This is a genomic window from Cryobacterium zongtaii, from assembly GCF_002909375.1.
Taxonomy (GTDB): Bacteria; Actinomycetota; Actinomycetes; order Actinomycetales; family Microbacteriaceae; genus Cryobacterium; species Cryobacterium zongtaii.
Genome location: NZ_PPXD01000002.1, coordinates 42,356 through 57,859 on the forward strand (window position 1 = coordinate 42,356; position 15,504 = coordinate 57,859).

Annotated in this window: 13 protein-coding genes; 5 read left to right on the forward strand and 8 right to left on the reverse strand. The window is 68.9% G+C overall.

Annotated elements, in window-relative coordinates; genetic code table 11:
* Positions 1 to 99 precede the first annotated feature (99 nt).
* Genes C3B61_RS01715 through C3B61_RS01730 form a run of 4 tightly spaced genes read left to right on the forward strand, consistent with a single transcriptional unit; the run spans position 100 to position 6,363 of the window.
* Positions 100 to 1,461, forward strand: coding sequence for an extracellular solute-binding protein (locus tag C3B61_RS01715; RefSeq protein ID WP_103459315.1), 1,362 nt, complete (start codon positions 100 to 102; stop codon positions 1,459 to 1,461).
* A 3-nt stretch (positions 1,462 to 1,464) separates the two neighbouring features.
* Positions 1,465 to 2,415 carry a carbohydrate ABC transporter permease gene (locus C3B61_RS01720; protein WP_103459316.1) on the forward strand — a complete coding sequence of 317 codons (951 nt, stop codon included), beginning with the start codon at positions 1,465 to 1,467 and terminating at the stop codon, positions 2,413 to 2,415.
* A 4-nt stretch (positions 2,416 to 2,419) separates the two neighbouring features.
* Positions 2,420 to 3,277 carry a carbohydrate ABC transporter permease gene (locus C3B61_RS01725; protein WP_103459317.1) on the forward strand — a complete coding sequence of 286 codons (858 nt, stop codon included), beginning with the start codon at positions 2,420 to 2,422 and terminating at the stop codon, positions 3,275 to 3,277.
* Between the two features lie 14 nt (positions 3,278 to 3,291).
* Positions 3,292 to 6,363, forward strand: a complete 3,072-nt coding sequence (locus C3B61_RS01730) for an alpha-mannosidase (RefSeq protein WP_103459318.1) — start codon at positions 3,292 to 3,294, stop codon at positions 6,361 to 6,363.
* Positions 6,364 to 6,463: 100 nt separating this feature from the next.
* Here the strand turns inward: C3B61_RS01730 and C3B61_RS01735 are convergent, their stop codons facing one another.
* From C3B61_RS01735 to C3B61_RS01750, 4 genes are all read right to left on the reverse strand, one after another.
* Positions 6,464 to 8,407, reverse strand: a complete 1,944-nt coding sequence (locus C3B61_RS01735) for an ABC transporter ATP-binding protein (protein ID WP_103459319.1) — start codon at positions 8,405 to 8,407, stop codon at positions 6,464 to 6,466.
* 120 nt (positions 8,408 to 8,527) lie between these two features.
* Entirely contained in the window at positions 8,528 to 8,743 is a 216-nt protein-coding gene (locus C3B61_RS01740; protein WP_088455228.1) for a hypothetical protein, read from the reverse strand.
* A gap of 150 nt (positions 8,744 to 8,893) precedes the next feature.
* Complete coding sequence (locus C3B61_RS01745; protein WP_088455229.1) at positions 8,894 to 10,249, reverse strand: MFS transporter; 1,356 nt, start codon at positions 10,247 to 10,249, stop codon at positions 8,894 to 8,896.
* Between the two features lie 127 nt (positions 10,250 to 10,376).
* Entirely contained in the window at positions 10,377 to 12,035 is a 1,659-nt protein-coding gene (locus C3B61_RS01750) for a sensor histidine kinase (RefSeq protein WP_165791110.1), read from the reverse strand.
* A 124-nt stretch (positions 12,036 to 12,159) separates the two neighbouring features.
* On the opposite strand from C3B61_RS01750, the gene C3B61_RS01755 reads away from it, so the two are divergent.
* On the forward strand, positions 12,160 to 12,528 hold the full coding sequence (locus tag C3B61_RS01755; RefSeq protein WP_088455231.1) for a response regulator transcription factor: 369 nt from the start codon (positions 12,160 to 12,162) through the stop codon (positions 12,526 to 12,528).
* Between the two features lie 3 nt (positions 12,529 to 12,531).
* Here the strand turns inward: C3B61_RS01755 and ribH are convergent, their stop codons facing one another.
* The 4 genes from ribH to C3B61_RS01775 form a co-directional block, all read right to left on the reverse strand.
* Entirely contained in the window at positions 12,532 to 13,005 is a 474-nt protein-coding gene (ribH, locus tag C3B61_RS01760; protein WP_088455232.1) for a 6,7-dimethyl-8-ribityllumazine synthase, read from the reverse strand.
* Positions 13,002 to 14,264, reverse strand: coding sequence for a GTP cyclohydrolase II (gene ribA, locus C3B61_RS01765; protein WP_103459321.1), 1,263 nt, complete (start codon positions 14,262 to 14,264; stop codon positions 13,002 to 13,004). Before ribA ends, ribH begins: the two co-directional genes overlap by 4 nt.
* Positions 14,261 to 14,929 carry a riboflavin synthase gene (locus tag C3B61_RS01770; protein ID WP_103459322.1) on the reverse strand — a complete coding sequence of 223 codons (669 nt, stop codon included), beginning with the start codon at positions 14,927 to 14,929 and terminating at the stop codon, positions 14,261 to 14,263. The genes ribA and C3B61_RS01770 overlap by 4 nt, the downstream gene beginning before the upstream one ends.
* 9 nt (positions 14,930 to 14,938) lie before the next feature.
* Positions 14,939 to 15,504, reverse strand: a 566-nt coding sequence (locus tag C3B61_RS01775; protein ID WP_133160207.1) for a RibD family protein, incomplete at its 5' end; no start/stop codon positions are given.

A 15,504-nucleotide genomic window follows, 5' to 3' on the forward strand; every position in this document is an offset into this window, starting at 1 on the left:
GTGCGAATTTATCCATTCGATTTAGTATTTCCGTATGCCACCTGCCGGTATCTGGGCCGGTCAGCGTTTGGGGGGCACGAGCTGGAGCAAAGGAGCACCATGCATCGCAACGCAAAACTCGCCCTGTCCGTGTTGGCGGCAACCTCGATGGTTGCGCTGGCGGGCTGCACGGCTGCCGGTGGCAACGCCGACGGCGACAGCCAATCACTGAAGATCGTGTACCAGAAGACCGATTCCTTTACGGCTCTGGACGAGCTGTTCACGAAAATAAAGCCTGAGTTCGAAGCCGCCAACCCCGGGGTCACCGTCGAGCTCGAGCCGATCCAGGCCAACGACGACGACTACTCCACCAAGCTCGCGCTCTCGCAGAAGTCCACCGAGACCGCACCTGACGTGTTCTACGAGGACACCTTCCGGCTGCGCTCCGACATCGACGCGGGCTACCTGCTCAACATCGACGACCAGCTCGCCGACTGGGACGAGTGGGCGCAATTCAACGAGGGAGCGAAGGCCGCTGGGATGGGTGACGACGGCAGCGTCTATGCGGTGCCGCTTGGCACCGACACCCGGGGCATTTGGTACAGCAAGCCGGTCTTCGCCGCCGCCGGCATCGAGTTGCCGTGGCAGCCGGAAACCTGGGACGACATCCTGACGGCCGCCCGCGCTATCCAGGAGACCCAGCCCGACGTGGTGCCGTTCAACATGTACGCCGGCAAGGGCACCGGCGAGGGCACCGTGATGCAGAGCTTCTACGAGTTGCTCTACGGCACCGGAGACACCCTCTATAACGAGGACGACCAGAAATGGGTGGTCGAATCCCAGGGGTTCAAGGACTCCCTCGAGTTCCTAGAGACGCTCTACGCGGAGAAGCTCGCCCTTGATCCGTCCGAGGCGCTGGACCCGAACGTGTGGAAGAAGGTCTTCGGCGAGTTGTTCCCGCAGGGCAAGCTCGGCGGCACCGTCGAAGGTTCCTACACCCCGTCGTTCTGGCAGACCGGTGGCTCGTACGAGTGGCCGGCGTACACCGAGGACATGGCCGTCGCGACGTTCCCCACCCAGAACGGTGAGGAACCCGGGGGTGTGAGCATGTCGGGTGGCTGGACCCTCGCGGTGGGGGCGAAGACCGCGAACGCCGATCTCGCGTTCGATTTCCTCGCCCTGGCCGTCAGTCAGGAGAACGCCCTCTGGTACGCGATCAACAATTCCCAGATCGCCGTGCGCACGGATGTCGCAAGCGAACCGACCTACCTCGCCGCGAACCCGTTCGTGGCCGACGTGACCGAGCTGGTGGATGTGACCCACTACCGCCCCGCGACGAGCGACTACTCCAAGATCTCCGCTGAAGTGCAGGCGGCCACCGAGGCCGTCATCACCGGGCAGATGAGCGTGGATGAGGCCGCCGCCGCGTACGACACCGCCGTGGAGGGCATCGTGGGCGCCGACAAGGTCACCACGAAGTAGTCCATGACCGCCAACACCGTTTCCCGCCCTCCTCGTGAGACCGTGACCGGGTCGGGACCCTCGGGTTCCGGCCCGCGCCGGCGGCCCCGGGGCCGCACCCTGACCCGGGTGCTGCCCCTGGCGCCGGCCGTTGTGCTCCTCGCGATTTTCTTGATCGGGCCGGTCATCTGGTCGTTCTACGGCTCCTTCACCGACGCGGCCCTCACCGGCTCGAGCGCGCAGGACCCGCAGTGGGTGGGCCTGGACAACTACCTCACCCTGTTCACAGACCCGGTTTTTCCGCTGTCGCTGTGGCTGACCTTTGTGTTCGTGGTCGCCTCCGCCATCGTCGGCCAGAACTTCCTCGGGCTGGGCATCGCCCTGCTGACGAACCGGGCCAGCAAGGTGGTCAGCGCCGTGGTCGGCACGGCCGTCGTCGCGGCCTGGGTGCTGCCCGAGATCGTCGCCGCCTTCGTCGCCTACGCCTACTTCAGCGAGGACGGCACCCTGAACCAGGTGCTCGCCGCGGCGGGGATGACCGGACCGAACTGGCTGTACAGCTTTCCCATGCTCTCGATCATCCTGGCCAACGCCTGGCGGGGCACCGCGTTCTCGATGATGGTCTACCGGGCGGCGTTGAACGATGTGCCGGTAGAGGTGACGGAGGCCGCCATGATCGACGGCGCCGACGGCATCAAGCGCCTCACCTGGATCACCATCCCGATGATCAAGAACAGCATCGCCACCAACCTGATGCTGATCACCCTACAGACGCTGTCGGTGTTCACCCTGATCTGGGTGATGACCGCGGGCGGACCCGGAAACGAAAGCACCACCCTGCCGATCATGGCCTTCCAGGAGGCATTCAAGTTCGGTGACATCGGCTACGGCACCGCCATCGCGACGGTCATGCTGCTCATCGGTGCCGCTTTCTCGCTTGTCTACATTCGGGCGCTCCGCCCAGAAAAGGTCTGAGCCGATGACCGTCAGCACCCTCGCCACCTCGGTGGCCTCGCCGCGCAAGGCCACCGCCGCGATCCTGGCCAATGCCGTTCTCATCGTCATCGCGCTGTGCTTCCTGCTGCCGCTGGCCTGGCTGGTCCTGGCCTCCCTCGACGTGAAGGCCACCTACCAGACCCAGATTCCCGAGCAACTGTCCCTGGACAACTTTGCCGCGGTGTTCAACCCCGAGCTGACGTTCCTGCCGCTCTGGAACAGCCTGCTGCTCTCCGGCGGCGCCGCCGTCGTCACTGTGCTGGCGTCGGTGCTGGCTGCCTACCCGCTCTCCAGGTACACCATGCGCTTCAACAAGCCGTTCATGTACGGGGTCCTGTTCGGCACCTGCCTGCCCATCACCGCAATCATGGTTCCGGTGTACAGCCTGTTCGTTCGCCTGAATCTGCTGGACTCGATTCCTGCCACGATCTTCTTCATGGCGGCGACCTCGCTGCCGATGGCCATTTGGATGACCAAGAACTTCATGGACTCGGTTCCGGTCAGCCTGGAGGAAGCCGCCTGGGTCGACGGGGCGTCCGCGATGAACGCCCTCCGGCGCATCGTTGTGCCCCTCATGCGCCCCGGACTGAGCGTGGTGTTCATCTTCGTGTTCATCCAGGCCTGGGGCAATTTCTTCGTGCCGTTCGTGTTGCTGCTCTCGCCGAGCAAGCAGCCGGCCGCCGTGAGCATCTACAGCTTCTTCGGCCAGTACGGTGCCATCGCGTACGGTCAGCTCGCCGCGTTCTCCGTGCTGTATTCAGTCCCGGTGATTCTGCTCTACGTCCTCGTTTCCCGCGGCATGGGCGGGTCATTCACCATGTCAGGCGCGATCAAGGGTTAGGAACGGTACCAGTCATGCATGATGACAGCACGCTCGTGGAGTTGCGGATCAGCCGGTTCGTCCGGGAACGGCTCCGTCCAGCCCTCAACCGGGCCGCGGTGCCCCTCACCATCGAATCCTGGGATGCTCCGGGTGAGCCCGTACCCTTCATGGACGCCATCCGCCAGGACTACAGCCCGTTCGGTACCGGCCAAACCTGGGGGCGGCCGTGGGGAACGACCTGGTTGCACGTCACCGGCAGTGTTCCGGCCCAGTGGCCGGTCGACGACTCCCTACGGGTCGAACTCCTGGTCGATCTCGGCTTCAGCAAGGCGACGCCGGGGTTCCAGGCCGAAGGCCTGGTCTGGTCCCCGGACGGTGTCATCCTCAAGGCGGTCGAGCCCCGCAACCGCTCCGTCCCTCTGACGGTGGGACCCGGTGGGCGCATCGACCTCTACATCGAGGCGGCCGCCAACCCGGATGTCACCTCCGGCTTCACCTTCGTCGCCACCGATAAAGGCGACCCCGCCACGGCCGGAGCCAACCCGATCTACCGGCTCCGGCAGGTGGACGTGGTGCTCAAGGACCAGACCGTGTGGGAGCTCCTGCAGGATTTCTGGACCCTGACCGGTCTCATGCGTGAGCTTCCCACGGGTCTCGCCCGGCGGGCGGAGATTCTACGGGCGCTGGAACGCAGCATCGACGTCGTGGACCCTGACGACGTCGCGGGCACGGCGTCCCGTGGACGCGCCGCGCTCGCCGAAGTGCTCGCCCGACCGGCGAACGCGAGCGCCCACCATCTGCACGCCGTGGGCCACGCCCACATCGACAGCGCCTGGCTCTGGCCGGTGCGGGAGACCGTGCGCAAGGTGGCACGCACCTTCTCCAATGTGCTGGCCCTGATCGAGGCGAACCCGGACTTCACCTTCGCCGCGTCATCCGCCCAGCAGTATGCCTGGCTCAAGGAGCACTACCCGGAGCTGTTCGCCAGGGTCAAGGCGCAGGTCGCGGCCGGCACGTTTGTGCCGGTGGGTGGGATGTGGGTGGAGTCGGACACCAACATGCCCGGTGGTGAGGCGCTGGCTCGCCAATTCGTCGCCGGGAAGCGTTTTTTCATGGAGGAATTCGGCGTCGAGCCGCTGGAGGTGTGGCTGCCCGACTCGTTCGGCTACTCGGCGGCGTTGCCGCAGATCGTGGCGGCGGCCGGGTCCCGGTGGTTCCTGACCCAGAAGACCTCCTGGAACGAGACCAACCTGATGCCGCACCACACCTTCCGCTGGGAAGGCATCGATGGCACCCGGATTTTCACCCACTTCCCTCCCGTCGACACGTATAACGCGGAGTTGTCGGGGGAGGAGCTGGCGCGAGCGGAGCACCAATATGCCGAGAAGGGGTCGGCCAACACGTCGCTCGTGCCATTCGGATGGGGGGACGGCGGCGGCGGACCGACCACGGAGATGATCGCCGCCGCCCGCCGAACCGAGTCGCTGGAAGGCTCGCCGACGGTGGAGCTGTCCAGCCCGCGACGCTTTTTCGAGGCGGCCGAGGCCGAGTACCCCGAGCCGCCGGTCTGGCTCGGCGAGTTGTACCTCGAGTTCCACCGGGGCACCTACACGTCCCAGGCGCGCACCAAACGCGGCAACCGCCGCAGCGAGCACCTGCTGCGCGAGGCCGAACTGTGGGCGGCCACGGCATCCGTGCGCTCGGGGGTCGCGTACCCCTACGACCTGCTCGAGCAGACCTGGCACACCGTGCTGCTGCAACAGTTCCACGACATCTTGCCCGGCTCCTCCATCGCCTGGGTGCACCAGGAAGCCGAACGCAACTACGCCGCCGTCGCCGACACCCTGACCGACCTGATCGAGACCACTGTGCGGCAGCTGTGCTCCACCGGCGACAGCACCGTGCTGCTGAACGCGGGCCCGTACGCCCTTGACGGCGTGGCGGGCCTGGCCGGCGCGGATGCCGCCCACCCCGATCCGGCGGCGCCGGCGGCTGACGTCACCCTGACCCGCACGGCGGCCGGCCTCGTGCTCGACAACGGACTCGTGGCCGTCACCATCGACGCCGATGGGCTCTTCAGCTCGGTGTGGGACGTGATCGCGCACCGCGAGCTGGTGCCGGCGGGTTCCCGGGGCAACCTGCTGCAGCTGCACCGGGACACCCCCACCCAGTGGGACGCCTGGGACATCGACGAACACTACAAACGCAACACCGTGGACCTGACCACGGCGGAGTCCGTCGAGGTGATCCTGGACACGCCCGACCGGGCCCGCGTGCGGGTGACCCGTGCCTTCGGGACCTCCCGCGTGGTCGAGGACATCACCCTGTCGGCGGGGTCGCCGGCGGTGGACCTGCACTTCGACCTGGACTGGCACGAACGGCAGAAGCTGCTCAAGCTGGCCTTCCCGCTCGACGTGAACGCCGACCGGGCCGCCTCGGAGATCCAGTTCGGCCACGTCTTCCGGGCCACGCACACCAACACCTCCTGGGATGCCGCCCGGTTCGAGACGGTGGCGCATCGGTGGGTGCACGTGGGCGAGCCCGGCTACGGGGTGGCCGTGGGCAACGACTCCACCTACGGACATGACATCAGCCGGTCTCCGGACGGCGCCGGCCGGTCCGCGACCACGGTGCGGCTGTCGCTGCTGCGCGCGGCGGTGTTCCCCGACCCCGCCGCCGATCAGGGCCGGCATGAGCTGCGGGTCTCCCTGCGGGTGGGCTCCGGCATCCCCGAAGCCGTGGCCGAGGGGTACCGGCTGAACCTGCCGCTGCGCACCGTGACCGGGGTGGCCGACGCTGTCGTCGAGCCCCTGCTCCGGGTCGACAACCCGGCTGTGGTGATCGAGGCGGTCAAGCTCGCCGAAGACCGGAGCGGGGATGTGATCGTGCGGCTGTACGAGGCGCACGGCAATCGGTCGACGGCGCGGCTCATCCGGCATTTCGAGGCGACGGATGTGGTGGAGACCGACCTGCTCGAGCGCCCGCTGGCCGAGCCCCGCGTCGAGCTCGCCGCCGGGGCGCCGCTCCCGGTGGAGTCGCACGCCCTCACCCTCACCCTGCGCCCGTTCGAGATCGTCACGCTGCGCTTCATCCGCCGCCAGTAACTCGCGAAAGCGGCCACGTGGTCGTGTCGCGGGTGCGGAGGCAGCCACGTGCCCGCTCTCGCGGGGAGAGCGGACCTCGCGGAAGACCTCGCGAGTGCTGTTAGACCAGCAGCTGGTGCTTGGCCAGGTCGCGGTACAGCGGGGTGGAGAGCACCAGCTCGGAGTGGGTGCCGGTGCCGACGACCTCGCCGTGGTCCAGGACCACGATCTGGTCAGAGTCGACCACGGTGGAGAGCCGGTGCGCGATCACGATCAGGGTGCGGTCCACCGCCACGGCGTCGATGGCCTCGCGCATCAGCTGTTCGTTCATGCCGTCCAGGCTCGAGGTGGACTCGTCCAGCAGCAGGATCGGCGGGGCGGCGAGCAGCGCCCGGGCGATGGCGAGGCGCTGGCGTTCGCCGCCGGAGAGTTTGACGCCGTCTTCGCCGACCGCGGCACCGAGGCCGGCCGGGTCGCGGTCGAGCACCTCGCCGAGGTTCACGGCGTGCAGCACGGCCACGCACTGCTCGTCGGTGGCGTCCGGCGTGGCGAGGGTGAGGTTGTCGCGCAGCGAGCCGGCCAGCACGGGGGCGTCCTGCTCCACGTATCCGATCTGACCGCGCAGGTCGGTGCGGTCCAGGCTGCGGATGTCGAGGCCGCCGAGCCGCACCACGCCGGAGTCGGCGTCGTAGAACCGCTCGATCAGCGCGAGGATGGTGCTCTTGCCGGCACCGGACGGGCCCACCAGGGCGGTGCGCAGACCGCGGGGGGCGCTGAACGAGACGCCGCGCAGCACCGGTGCCGGGGTGGCAGGGCCGACAGCAGGGGCCATCGTATCGGTACCGGCGAACTCGGTGGAGGCGTCGGGGGTGCTGCCGTCCTCGGCGGCGAGGACCGCCTGGGCGACCGGGCCGGGGCGCACGGCAGCCAGCTGCTCGCCGGTGGCGGCATCCGTCGTGGCGAGCACGGTGGGGGCGTAGTGGAAGCGCACGTCCTCGAACGAGATCGCCGGCGCCTCCGGGTTGACCTTGGCGTTCGCGGCGCCCACCACGATGGCCAGCGGCGCGATGTCGCGGTCGAACTGGTCTTCGCTGGGCAGGTCGATGATCTCCTGGATGCGGCCGAGGGCGCCGAGCGCCGAGTTGACCGAGGTGATCGCGCCGAAGAACTGGCCCAGCGGCATGATCATCATGAACAGGAACAGGATGAACGACACCAGGTCGGCGATGGTGATGCTGCCGTCCGCCACCCGGAAGCCCCCGACGCCGAGCACCACGAGCAGCGACACCTGCAGCGCGATGCCGGCGATCGGCACGACCAGGGCCGAGACCTTGGCGACCTTGATGCCCATCTGCCAGGCACCCTCGGCGTCCTTTTCGACCACCGCGATCTCGCGGGCGGTGGCGTTGGCGGCGCGCACGGTGCGTACGGCGCTGATGGCCCGCTCAACGCTGGCGGCCAGGTCGCCGACCTTGGTCTGGGCGGCCAGGCTGGCGGTGCGGATGCGCCGGGACAACAGCACCACGGTAACCACTGACACGGCGATCACGAGCACCGTCAGGCCCAGCAGCACCGGGTCGATGATGAGCATCGCGATGATGGCGCCGATGAACGTGAGCGAGCCGCCGATGGCCTCCACGGCGCCCTGGGTGAGCACGGCGCGGAGCAGGGTGGTGTCCGAGCTGACCCTGGAGACCAGGTCGCCGGTGCGGCGGGCGTCGAACTGGCTGATCGGCAGGTTCAGCATTCGCCCGATCAGGCGGCGGCGGCTGGAGAGCACCACGCCCTCGCCGGTGCGCTGCAGCAGGTAGTGCTGGTAGCCGCTGATCAGCGCGGAGACCACGACGAGCGCGACGAGCCCCGTGACAATGTTGTCCAGCGGGTCGCCGGCCTCGACGAGGGTGATCACCTGGCTCACCAGCAGCGGCTGGGCCAGGCTCGCGGCGGCGCCGAGCACGCTGAGCACTACGACAACACTGAGCACGGCCCGGTGTTCGGACAGGTAGGGCAGCAACTGGCTGAAGGATGCCCGCGGCCCTTCGGTCGGGGCGCCGCGGCGGCCCATCCGGGAACGTGTTCTGGGTGCGGGGGTGTCGGACGCGGGGGTGCTGGTGCCGGGGGGTGTCGTACTCACCAGTCGAGCTTAACCGGCGCCCGCGCGGATGCGGGCCTCGCCGGGTGCAGGCTAGCCACGGCCGTACTTCTTGTGCACGGCCTGCCGGGAGACCTCCAGGGCCAGGGCGATCAGCTGCCAGGGTGCATTGGCGTTGCGTGCCCGCCGCACGGCCAGGGCCTCGGCGCGGTCGAGTTCGCCGCGCATCCGCTTGATTGCCCGCAGTGTCTCGATCGGGTCGCCTGAGCCGGCGTCGCCCACCAGTGTTCGTCCCGTGTCATCCAACATGTGTCAACCGTAATTGACAGATCCCATTCGTGTCAACTCAAATTGACATCCGATTGCGCGAAAGCGGCCGTGTGGCCACCTCAGCGAACTGAGACAGCCACACGACCGCTTTCGCGAGCTCTAGTGCGAGCGTGGGCCGAGCCGCGCGGGTCAGCGCTCGAGGTCGAGGTCGCGGGTCTCGCGGCTGAGGTAGAGCGCCACCAGGGTGATCAGGCCCATCACCGAGAGGTAGATGCCCACCCAGAACGGGCTGCCCTCGCCGAGGGTCCACAGCCACACGGCGATGAACGGGGCCACGGCCGCACCGAGGATCGAGCTCATGTTGTACGCGAACGCGGAGCCCGTGTAGCGCACGTGGGTGGGGAACAGCTCGGGCAGCAGCGCGCCCATCGGGCCGAACGTCATGCCCATCAGGGTGAAGCCGAGGATCAGGAAGATCATCACGCCGAGGAACCCGGCGCCCAGCAGCGGTACGAACAGGAACCCGAACACGACGATTCCCGCGGTCACCCAGAGCAGCGTGCGGCGGCGGCCGAACCTGTCCGCCCACGGCCCGGAGGCGAGGGTGAAGATGCCGAAGAACACGACGCCGCCGATCATCATCAGCACGAACGTGGTGTAGCTGTAGCCGAGGCCCGCCACCGGCGCATCCGTGGCGGCACGGCCGTAGCTGAGGCTGAACGTGGTCATCAGGTAGAACAGCACGTAGGTGGCCAGCATGATGAAGGTGCCCAGGATGAGTTCACGCCAGTTGGACTTGAACACCGCGGCGAGCGGCAGCTTGGCGACCTTCTTGGTGGTGACGATCTTGGTGAAAGCGTCGCTCTCCACCAGGCGCAGGCGCACCCAGAGGCCCACGATCACCATGACGGCGCTGAACAGGAACGGCACCCGCCATGCCCACTCGAGGAACGCATCCGACGGCCGGGTCGGGTCGTCGGAGGGCAGCAGCAGCGCGATGAGCAGGAACAGGCCGTTCGCGATGATGAAGCCGAGCGGGGCACCGACCTGCGGGAAGGTGCCGTACCAGGCGCGCTTGCCCTTGGGGGCGTTCTCGGTGGCCACCAGGGCCGCGCCGCTCCACTCGCCGCCGAGGGCGAAGCCCTGGGCGAGGCGCAGGATCACCAGCATCGCCGGGGCGAGCCAGCCGACCATGGCGTAGGTGGGCAGCAGCCCGATCAGGAACGTGGCGATCCCCATCGTGAGCAGCGCTCCGACCAGGGTGGCCTTGCGGCCCTTCTTGTCGCCGAAGTGGCCGAAGAACAGGGCGCCGAGCGGCCGGGCCACCATGGCGGCGCCGAACACCGCGAAGGAGGCGAGCAGGGCGGCGGTCTCGTTGCCGGACGGGAAGAACAGGTGCGGGAAGACCAGCACCGCGGCGGTGGCGTAGACGTAGAAGTCGTAGAACTCGATGGTGGTGCCGATGAGGCTGGCCAGGATGACGCGGCTGCGAGGATTCGTGGGCGCGGGGGCGACGGACGTGGCCGCCGCGGTGGATGCTGACATGAGTGTGGGCGCTCCGAATGAAGGAAATGGCGTGGCTGAGTCTGGGCGCGAGACGGCGGTCAGTCGTCTGGGGCGGACGGGGTGACGCTCAGAAAGACGGCGGCCGCTTGTGGCGGCCTGGTTCACCCTACATTCGGGTGGTCGTGCTGGGCGAATCCGTTTCGGTCGTGGTGCCCGACCGGAGCGGCGAGACGCGGGGGAGGGCCACGGTGACGTGGGTGCCGGTGTGGCCGTCCGACTGCAGGTCGATGGTGCCGCCGAGCCTGTCGACGAGTCCCTTGGTGAGGGGGAGCCCGAGCCCGGTGCCCGCCAGCAACTCGGCGCTCGCCGATCTGAAGAACCTGTCGAAGACCCGCTCGATGTCCTGCGGCGGGATGCCCACTCCGTTGTCGCTGACGGTGAGCAACATGCCGTCGGTGTCGGTCGTGCAGCCGACCCAGACCTGCCCGTGCGGGGGAGTGAACTTGACGGCGTTCGAGACCAGGTTCGTGAGCACCCGACGCAGGTCGGACGCCGAACTGCGCACATCGAACGGTCCGGCGCCGAACTCGGCGGTCAGGCTCACCCCGGCGGCGTGCGCCTGCGGGGCCTGCTCCTCGACACATTCGGCCACCAGCGCCGCCAGGTCAACGGCCTCGTCCTGCCCGGTGTCGGTGTGGGTGCTCATTTTGGAGAGGTCCAACAGGTCCTCTACCAGCTGCGCCAACCGGTGCGAGTTGCGCACGATCACCCGGGTGAACCGGGCCTGATCGGCGTCGAGAGTGGTGTCCTCGAGCTCCTCGGCAAAGCCCAGGATGCTCGTGATCGGGGTGCGCAGCTCGTGGCTGACCGACGAGACGAAGTCATCCTTCTGCCGGTTGAGCTCGCGCAGGGCCTGCACCACCTCCCGTTCCCGGCTGAGGACGTCGTCGCGCTGGGCCAGCTCGGCGGCCAGCAACAGCATCGAACTCGCGAAGGTGACCAGGAAGATTTGCACGTACGGTCCGCTCGTGCCGGTGGCGCCGCTCTGCGCGGCGCTGAAGTAGCCGATCCCGAGCGAGGTGAGCCCCGACGCGACCAATGCCGTGCCGCAGACTTCCCAGGCCACGATCCGGATCCCGAACCTGAAGGCCGCCCAGGTGAGCAGCGGCAGGATGAGGAAGGAGATCGGCAGTGACCGGCCCGGCCCGTACACCACTCCGAGCACCAGCATCATGGCGCCCACCTGGATGAGCAGCTCCAGGCGACGCTCCGCCCGCGCCTGGCTACGGCGCACCAGGGCAAGAGGGACGAGCACAAAAACGGCGAAGGCGTGCGACGGGATGGCGGTAAGCAGCACCGGGCCGAACGAGGCGCCCTCGAACAGCGTCACCGTGCTCGCGGCGACGAGCCCGATGGCGACGGCGCCACACAGAACGGCGATGGTGAACCGCAGCACGTCCCGCACGGTGTCCAGGCGGGCCGGTTCGTCCCGGCGAGCGACGATGGCGCTGAACACCCAGGCCTCGAGGGCGTTGGCGAGACCGAAGCCGAGGGCCACCGGCAGGGGACGGCCGCCGCCGAGGTTCGCGGCCACGGTGACCACGGCCACCAGTATCGCCACCACGGCGCGTTCCCGGCCCCTGGCCACACACATCGCGAGCACGGCGGCGGCCGCGGCGGGCCACCACTGGGCGACACCGGTCGGCGAGGGCGGCGCCGCGAGGGAGGCCCGGCCGAGGCCGTAGGCCACCAACAGAAGCATGAGGATGGCCGCGTAACGCCAGCGGCGCGGCGCGGCCCACAGCGACACGACAAGATTGTTCACTCGCGTGGTGCCTTCCCCGTGAAGCCGACCGCGGCGCGATTGGATATTGTCAACATAGTGTGTCGTGTGCCCAGTGCGGGTGACACGCGCTGAAGATAGACCGCCGAACCAGGGGACACGCCGTATGTCACGCATTTTGATCGTCGAGGACGACGAAGACGTCAGGGCCCTGATCGGCCACAAACTGCGCCGGGCCGGGCACGAGGTGTCCGAGGCGGGCGACGGTGAGGAGGGCCTCGCGGCAGCCCGCGCCGGCTCGCCCGACCTGATCGTTCTGGACTGGATGATGCCCAAGCTCACGGGCATCGAGGTGTGCGCGCAGGTGCGGGCCGACACCGCGCTGACCCAGCCGCGCATCCTGTTGCTCACCGCCAAGTCGCAGGACAGCGACATCGCGCTGGCCCTGGCGACGGGCGCGGATGGCTACCTGATCAAGCCGTTCCGCGCCAACGACCTGCTCGAACGGGTCACCGCGCTCCTCGAATCCCGCTAGGGCCTAACGCTCGCGGAGGGCCTTGAGCACCAGGGCCGTGGCCAGCGCCGCGGTGGCGGCTTCCTCGCCCTTGTCCTCCTTCGAGCCGGGCAGTCCGGCCCGGTCCAGGCCCTGCTGCTCGTCGTCGAGGGTGAGCACGCCGAAGCCCACCGGCTTGCCGGTGTCCAGCGCCACACGGGTGAGGCCGTCCGTTGCCGCCGCCGACACGTATTCGAAGTGCGGGGTGCCGCCGCGGATGATGACCCCCAGTGCCACCACAGCGTCGGCGCCGTTCTCCAGCGCCACCTTGCTCGCCACGGGCAGCTCGAAACTGCCGGGTACCCGCACGAGCGAGAACGTCGCCCCGGATGCCTCGAGCACCCGGGTGGCCCCGGCGATGAGACCGTCGGTGATCACGTCGTGCCAGCGGCCGGCGACGATCACCACCTCCAGCCCGGTGCCGTCGACGTCGATGGCGGGGGATCCTGCTCCACTCATAGTGCGAGTCCTTTCACGATCTGGTGTGCTGAGATTTCGTGGCCCATCCGGTCACGCTTGGCGGCGAGGTAATCCTCGTTGTGGCTGCCCACGCCCACGACCAGCGGCACCCGTTCGGTGACCGTGACGCCGTAGGCCTGCAGCTGGCGCACCTTCTCCGGGTTGTTGGTGAGCAGCCGCACCGAGCCCAGGCCCAGTTCGTCGAGGATGGCGGTGGCCGCGCCGTAGTCGCGGGAATCGGCCGGCAGGCCCAGCGCGAGGTTCGCGTCGAGGGTGTCCAGGCCGTCCTCCTGCAGCTTGTATGCGCGGAGCTTGTTGATCAGGCCGATGCCGCGACCCTCCTGGCCGCGGAGGTACACCACCACACCGCCCTCGCGTTCGATGGTGTCCAGCGCGGCCTGCAGCTGCGGCCCGCACTCGCATTTGAGCGAGCCGAAGGCCTCGCCGGTGAGGCATTCGGAGTGCACCCGCACGAGGGCGCCGTCCCGCGGGCTGCCGGAGACGATGGCGACATGGTCGGCCCCGGTCATCCGGTCGCGGTACGCGCGAATCTGGAATGAGCCGTGTTCGGTGGGCACCGTGGTCTCCACCTCGAAGTCCACCCGCGGCGATTCGCGGATCGGGCTGACCGAGGCGAGGTCGTCGTCGCAGTGGAACTCCTGCAGGTGCGCGATGAGGTCGGCGATGGTGATCACCGGCACGCCCTCCCGCTCCCCGAGGAGGAGTAGCCCGGGCAGGCGCATCATCTCGCCGTCGTCTGCGACGATCTCGGCGATCCCGGCGACGGGGGTGAGACCGGCCAGCTTCATCAGGTCGACCGCGGCCTCGGTGTGGCCGTCGCGTTCCCGCACTCCGCCGTCCATGGCCCGCAACGGCAGGATGTGGCCGGGCCGGTTCAGGCTGGCCGGCGTCGAGCTGGGTTCGGCGAGCACCCGCAGGGTGTGCGCCCGGTCGGCCGCGCTGATGCCGGTGCTCAACCGGTCGGCAGCGTCGACGGTGACGGTGTAGTTGGTGCCGCGCGGGTCCTCGTTGTTGAGCACCATGACGGGCAGGTCGAGGGTGTCGGCGATGTCGTTGGTCATCGGCGCGCAGATGAAGCCGCTCGAGTGCCGCACGGTCCAGGCGATCCACTCCTGGGTGGCGAGTTGGGCGGAGATGATCACGTCGCCCTCGTTCTCGCGGCCCTCGTCGTCGGCGACGATGACGGGCTTGCCGAGCCGGAGTGCCGCCAGTGCGGTGGGGATATCGGCGAGGCTCATGGGGTGCTCCTTAGAACTGCGGATGGTGCGGATGTTTCGGTCGAGGGGGCTGCGGCGCTCGCCGCGAGGGCAAGCATCCGTTGCACGTGCCGGGCGAGGATGTCGGTCTCCAGATTGACCCTGTCGCCCACCGTCAGGCCGCCCAGGGTGGTGGCGGCGAGGGTCTCGGGGATCAGCGACACCTCGAACCACTGGTCGGGCTGGGCGGCCTCGGAGATGCTGCTCACCGTGAGGGAGACCCCGTCGATGGCGATGGAGCCCTTGTCCACCACCAGCGGCGCCAACGCCGGATCGAGGCTGAACCGCACGACCCGCCAGGCATCGCCGGGCACGACGGCCAGCACCGTGCCGGTGCCGTCGATGTGGCCCTGCACGATGTGGCCGCCGAGCCGGCCGCCCACCAGAGCGGCGCGTTCGAGGTTCACCGGGGTGCCCGCGGTGACGCCGGCGAGGGTGGACATCGACAGGGTCTGCGCCATCACGTCGGCGGTGAAGGTCGAATCGGTCTGCTCCACCACGGTGAGGCAGACACCGCTCACCGAGATGGAGTCGCCGTGTCCGGCGCCGTCGACCGCGAGCGGGCCGCGGATGGTGAGGCGGGCGGCATCCTTCGTTCGCTCGATGCGCTCGACGGTGCCGAGCTCCTCAATGATTCCGGTGAACATAGTGGTCCTTCAGCTCGTCTGTGTGTCGGGGCGTGTGTCGGGGCGTGTGCCGGGGTGTGCCGCGGCGGCCCGGGTGGTCTCGTCGGTGGGGCTGGTCTCGGCGGTAGTGGCATCGGTGTCGGCCGGCCGGGCGACCAGCAGCAGGTCCTCGCCGAGGTGCTGCAGCTCTCCGATCCGCAGCCGGCGCTGGGCGTCGATGCCGGTGACGCCGATGTCGCCCAGGGCCAGCCTGTCGCCGCCGAGCAGGGTGGGCGCCAGGTAGACGAGGTACTCGTCGACCAGGCCGGCCCGTACGAAGGCGCTGGCCAGGGTGGGGCCGCCCTCCACGAAGACCCGGCGGATGCCGCGCTCATGCAGCTCAGCCAGCAGCGCGGCGACGTCGTGCCCGGCCAGGAACCACGGGGTGAGCGGATGCCGGTGCACGGCGGCGTCGGCCGGCACCGGGCGGCGCCCCACCACCACGGGCCGCGGCTGATGCGGCAGCAGGGTGCCGTCGGCGGCGCGCGCGGTGAGCGACGGGTCGTCGGCCAGGGCGGTGCCGGTGCCCACCAGGATGGCGTCCGCGCGGGCGCGGC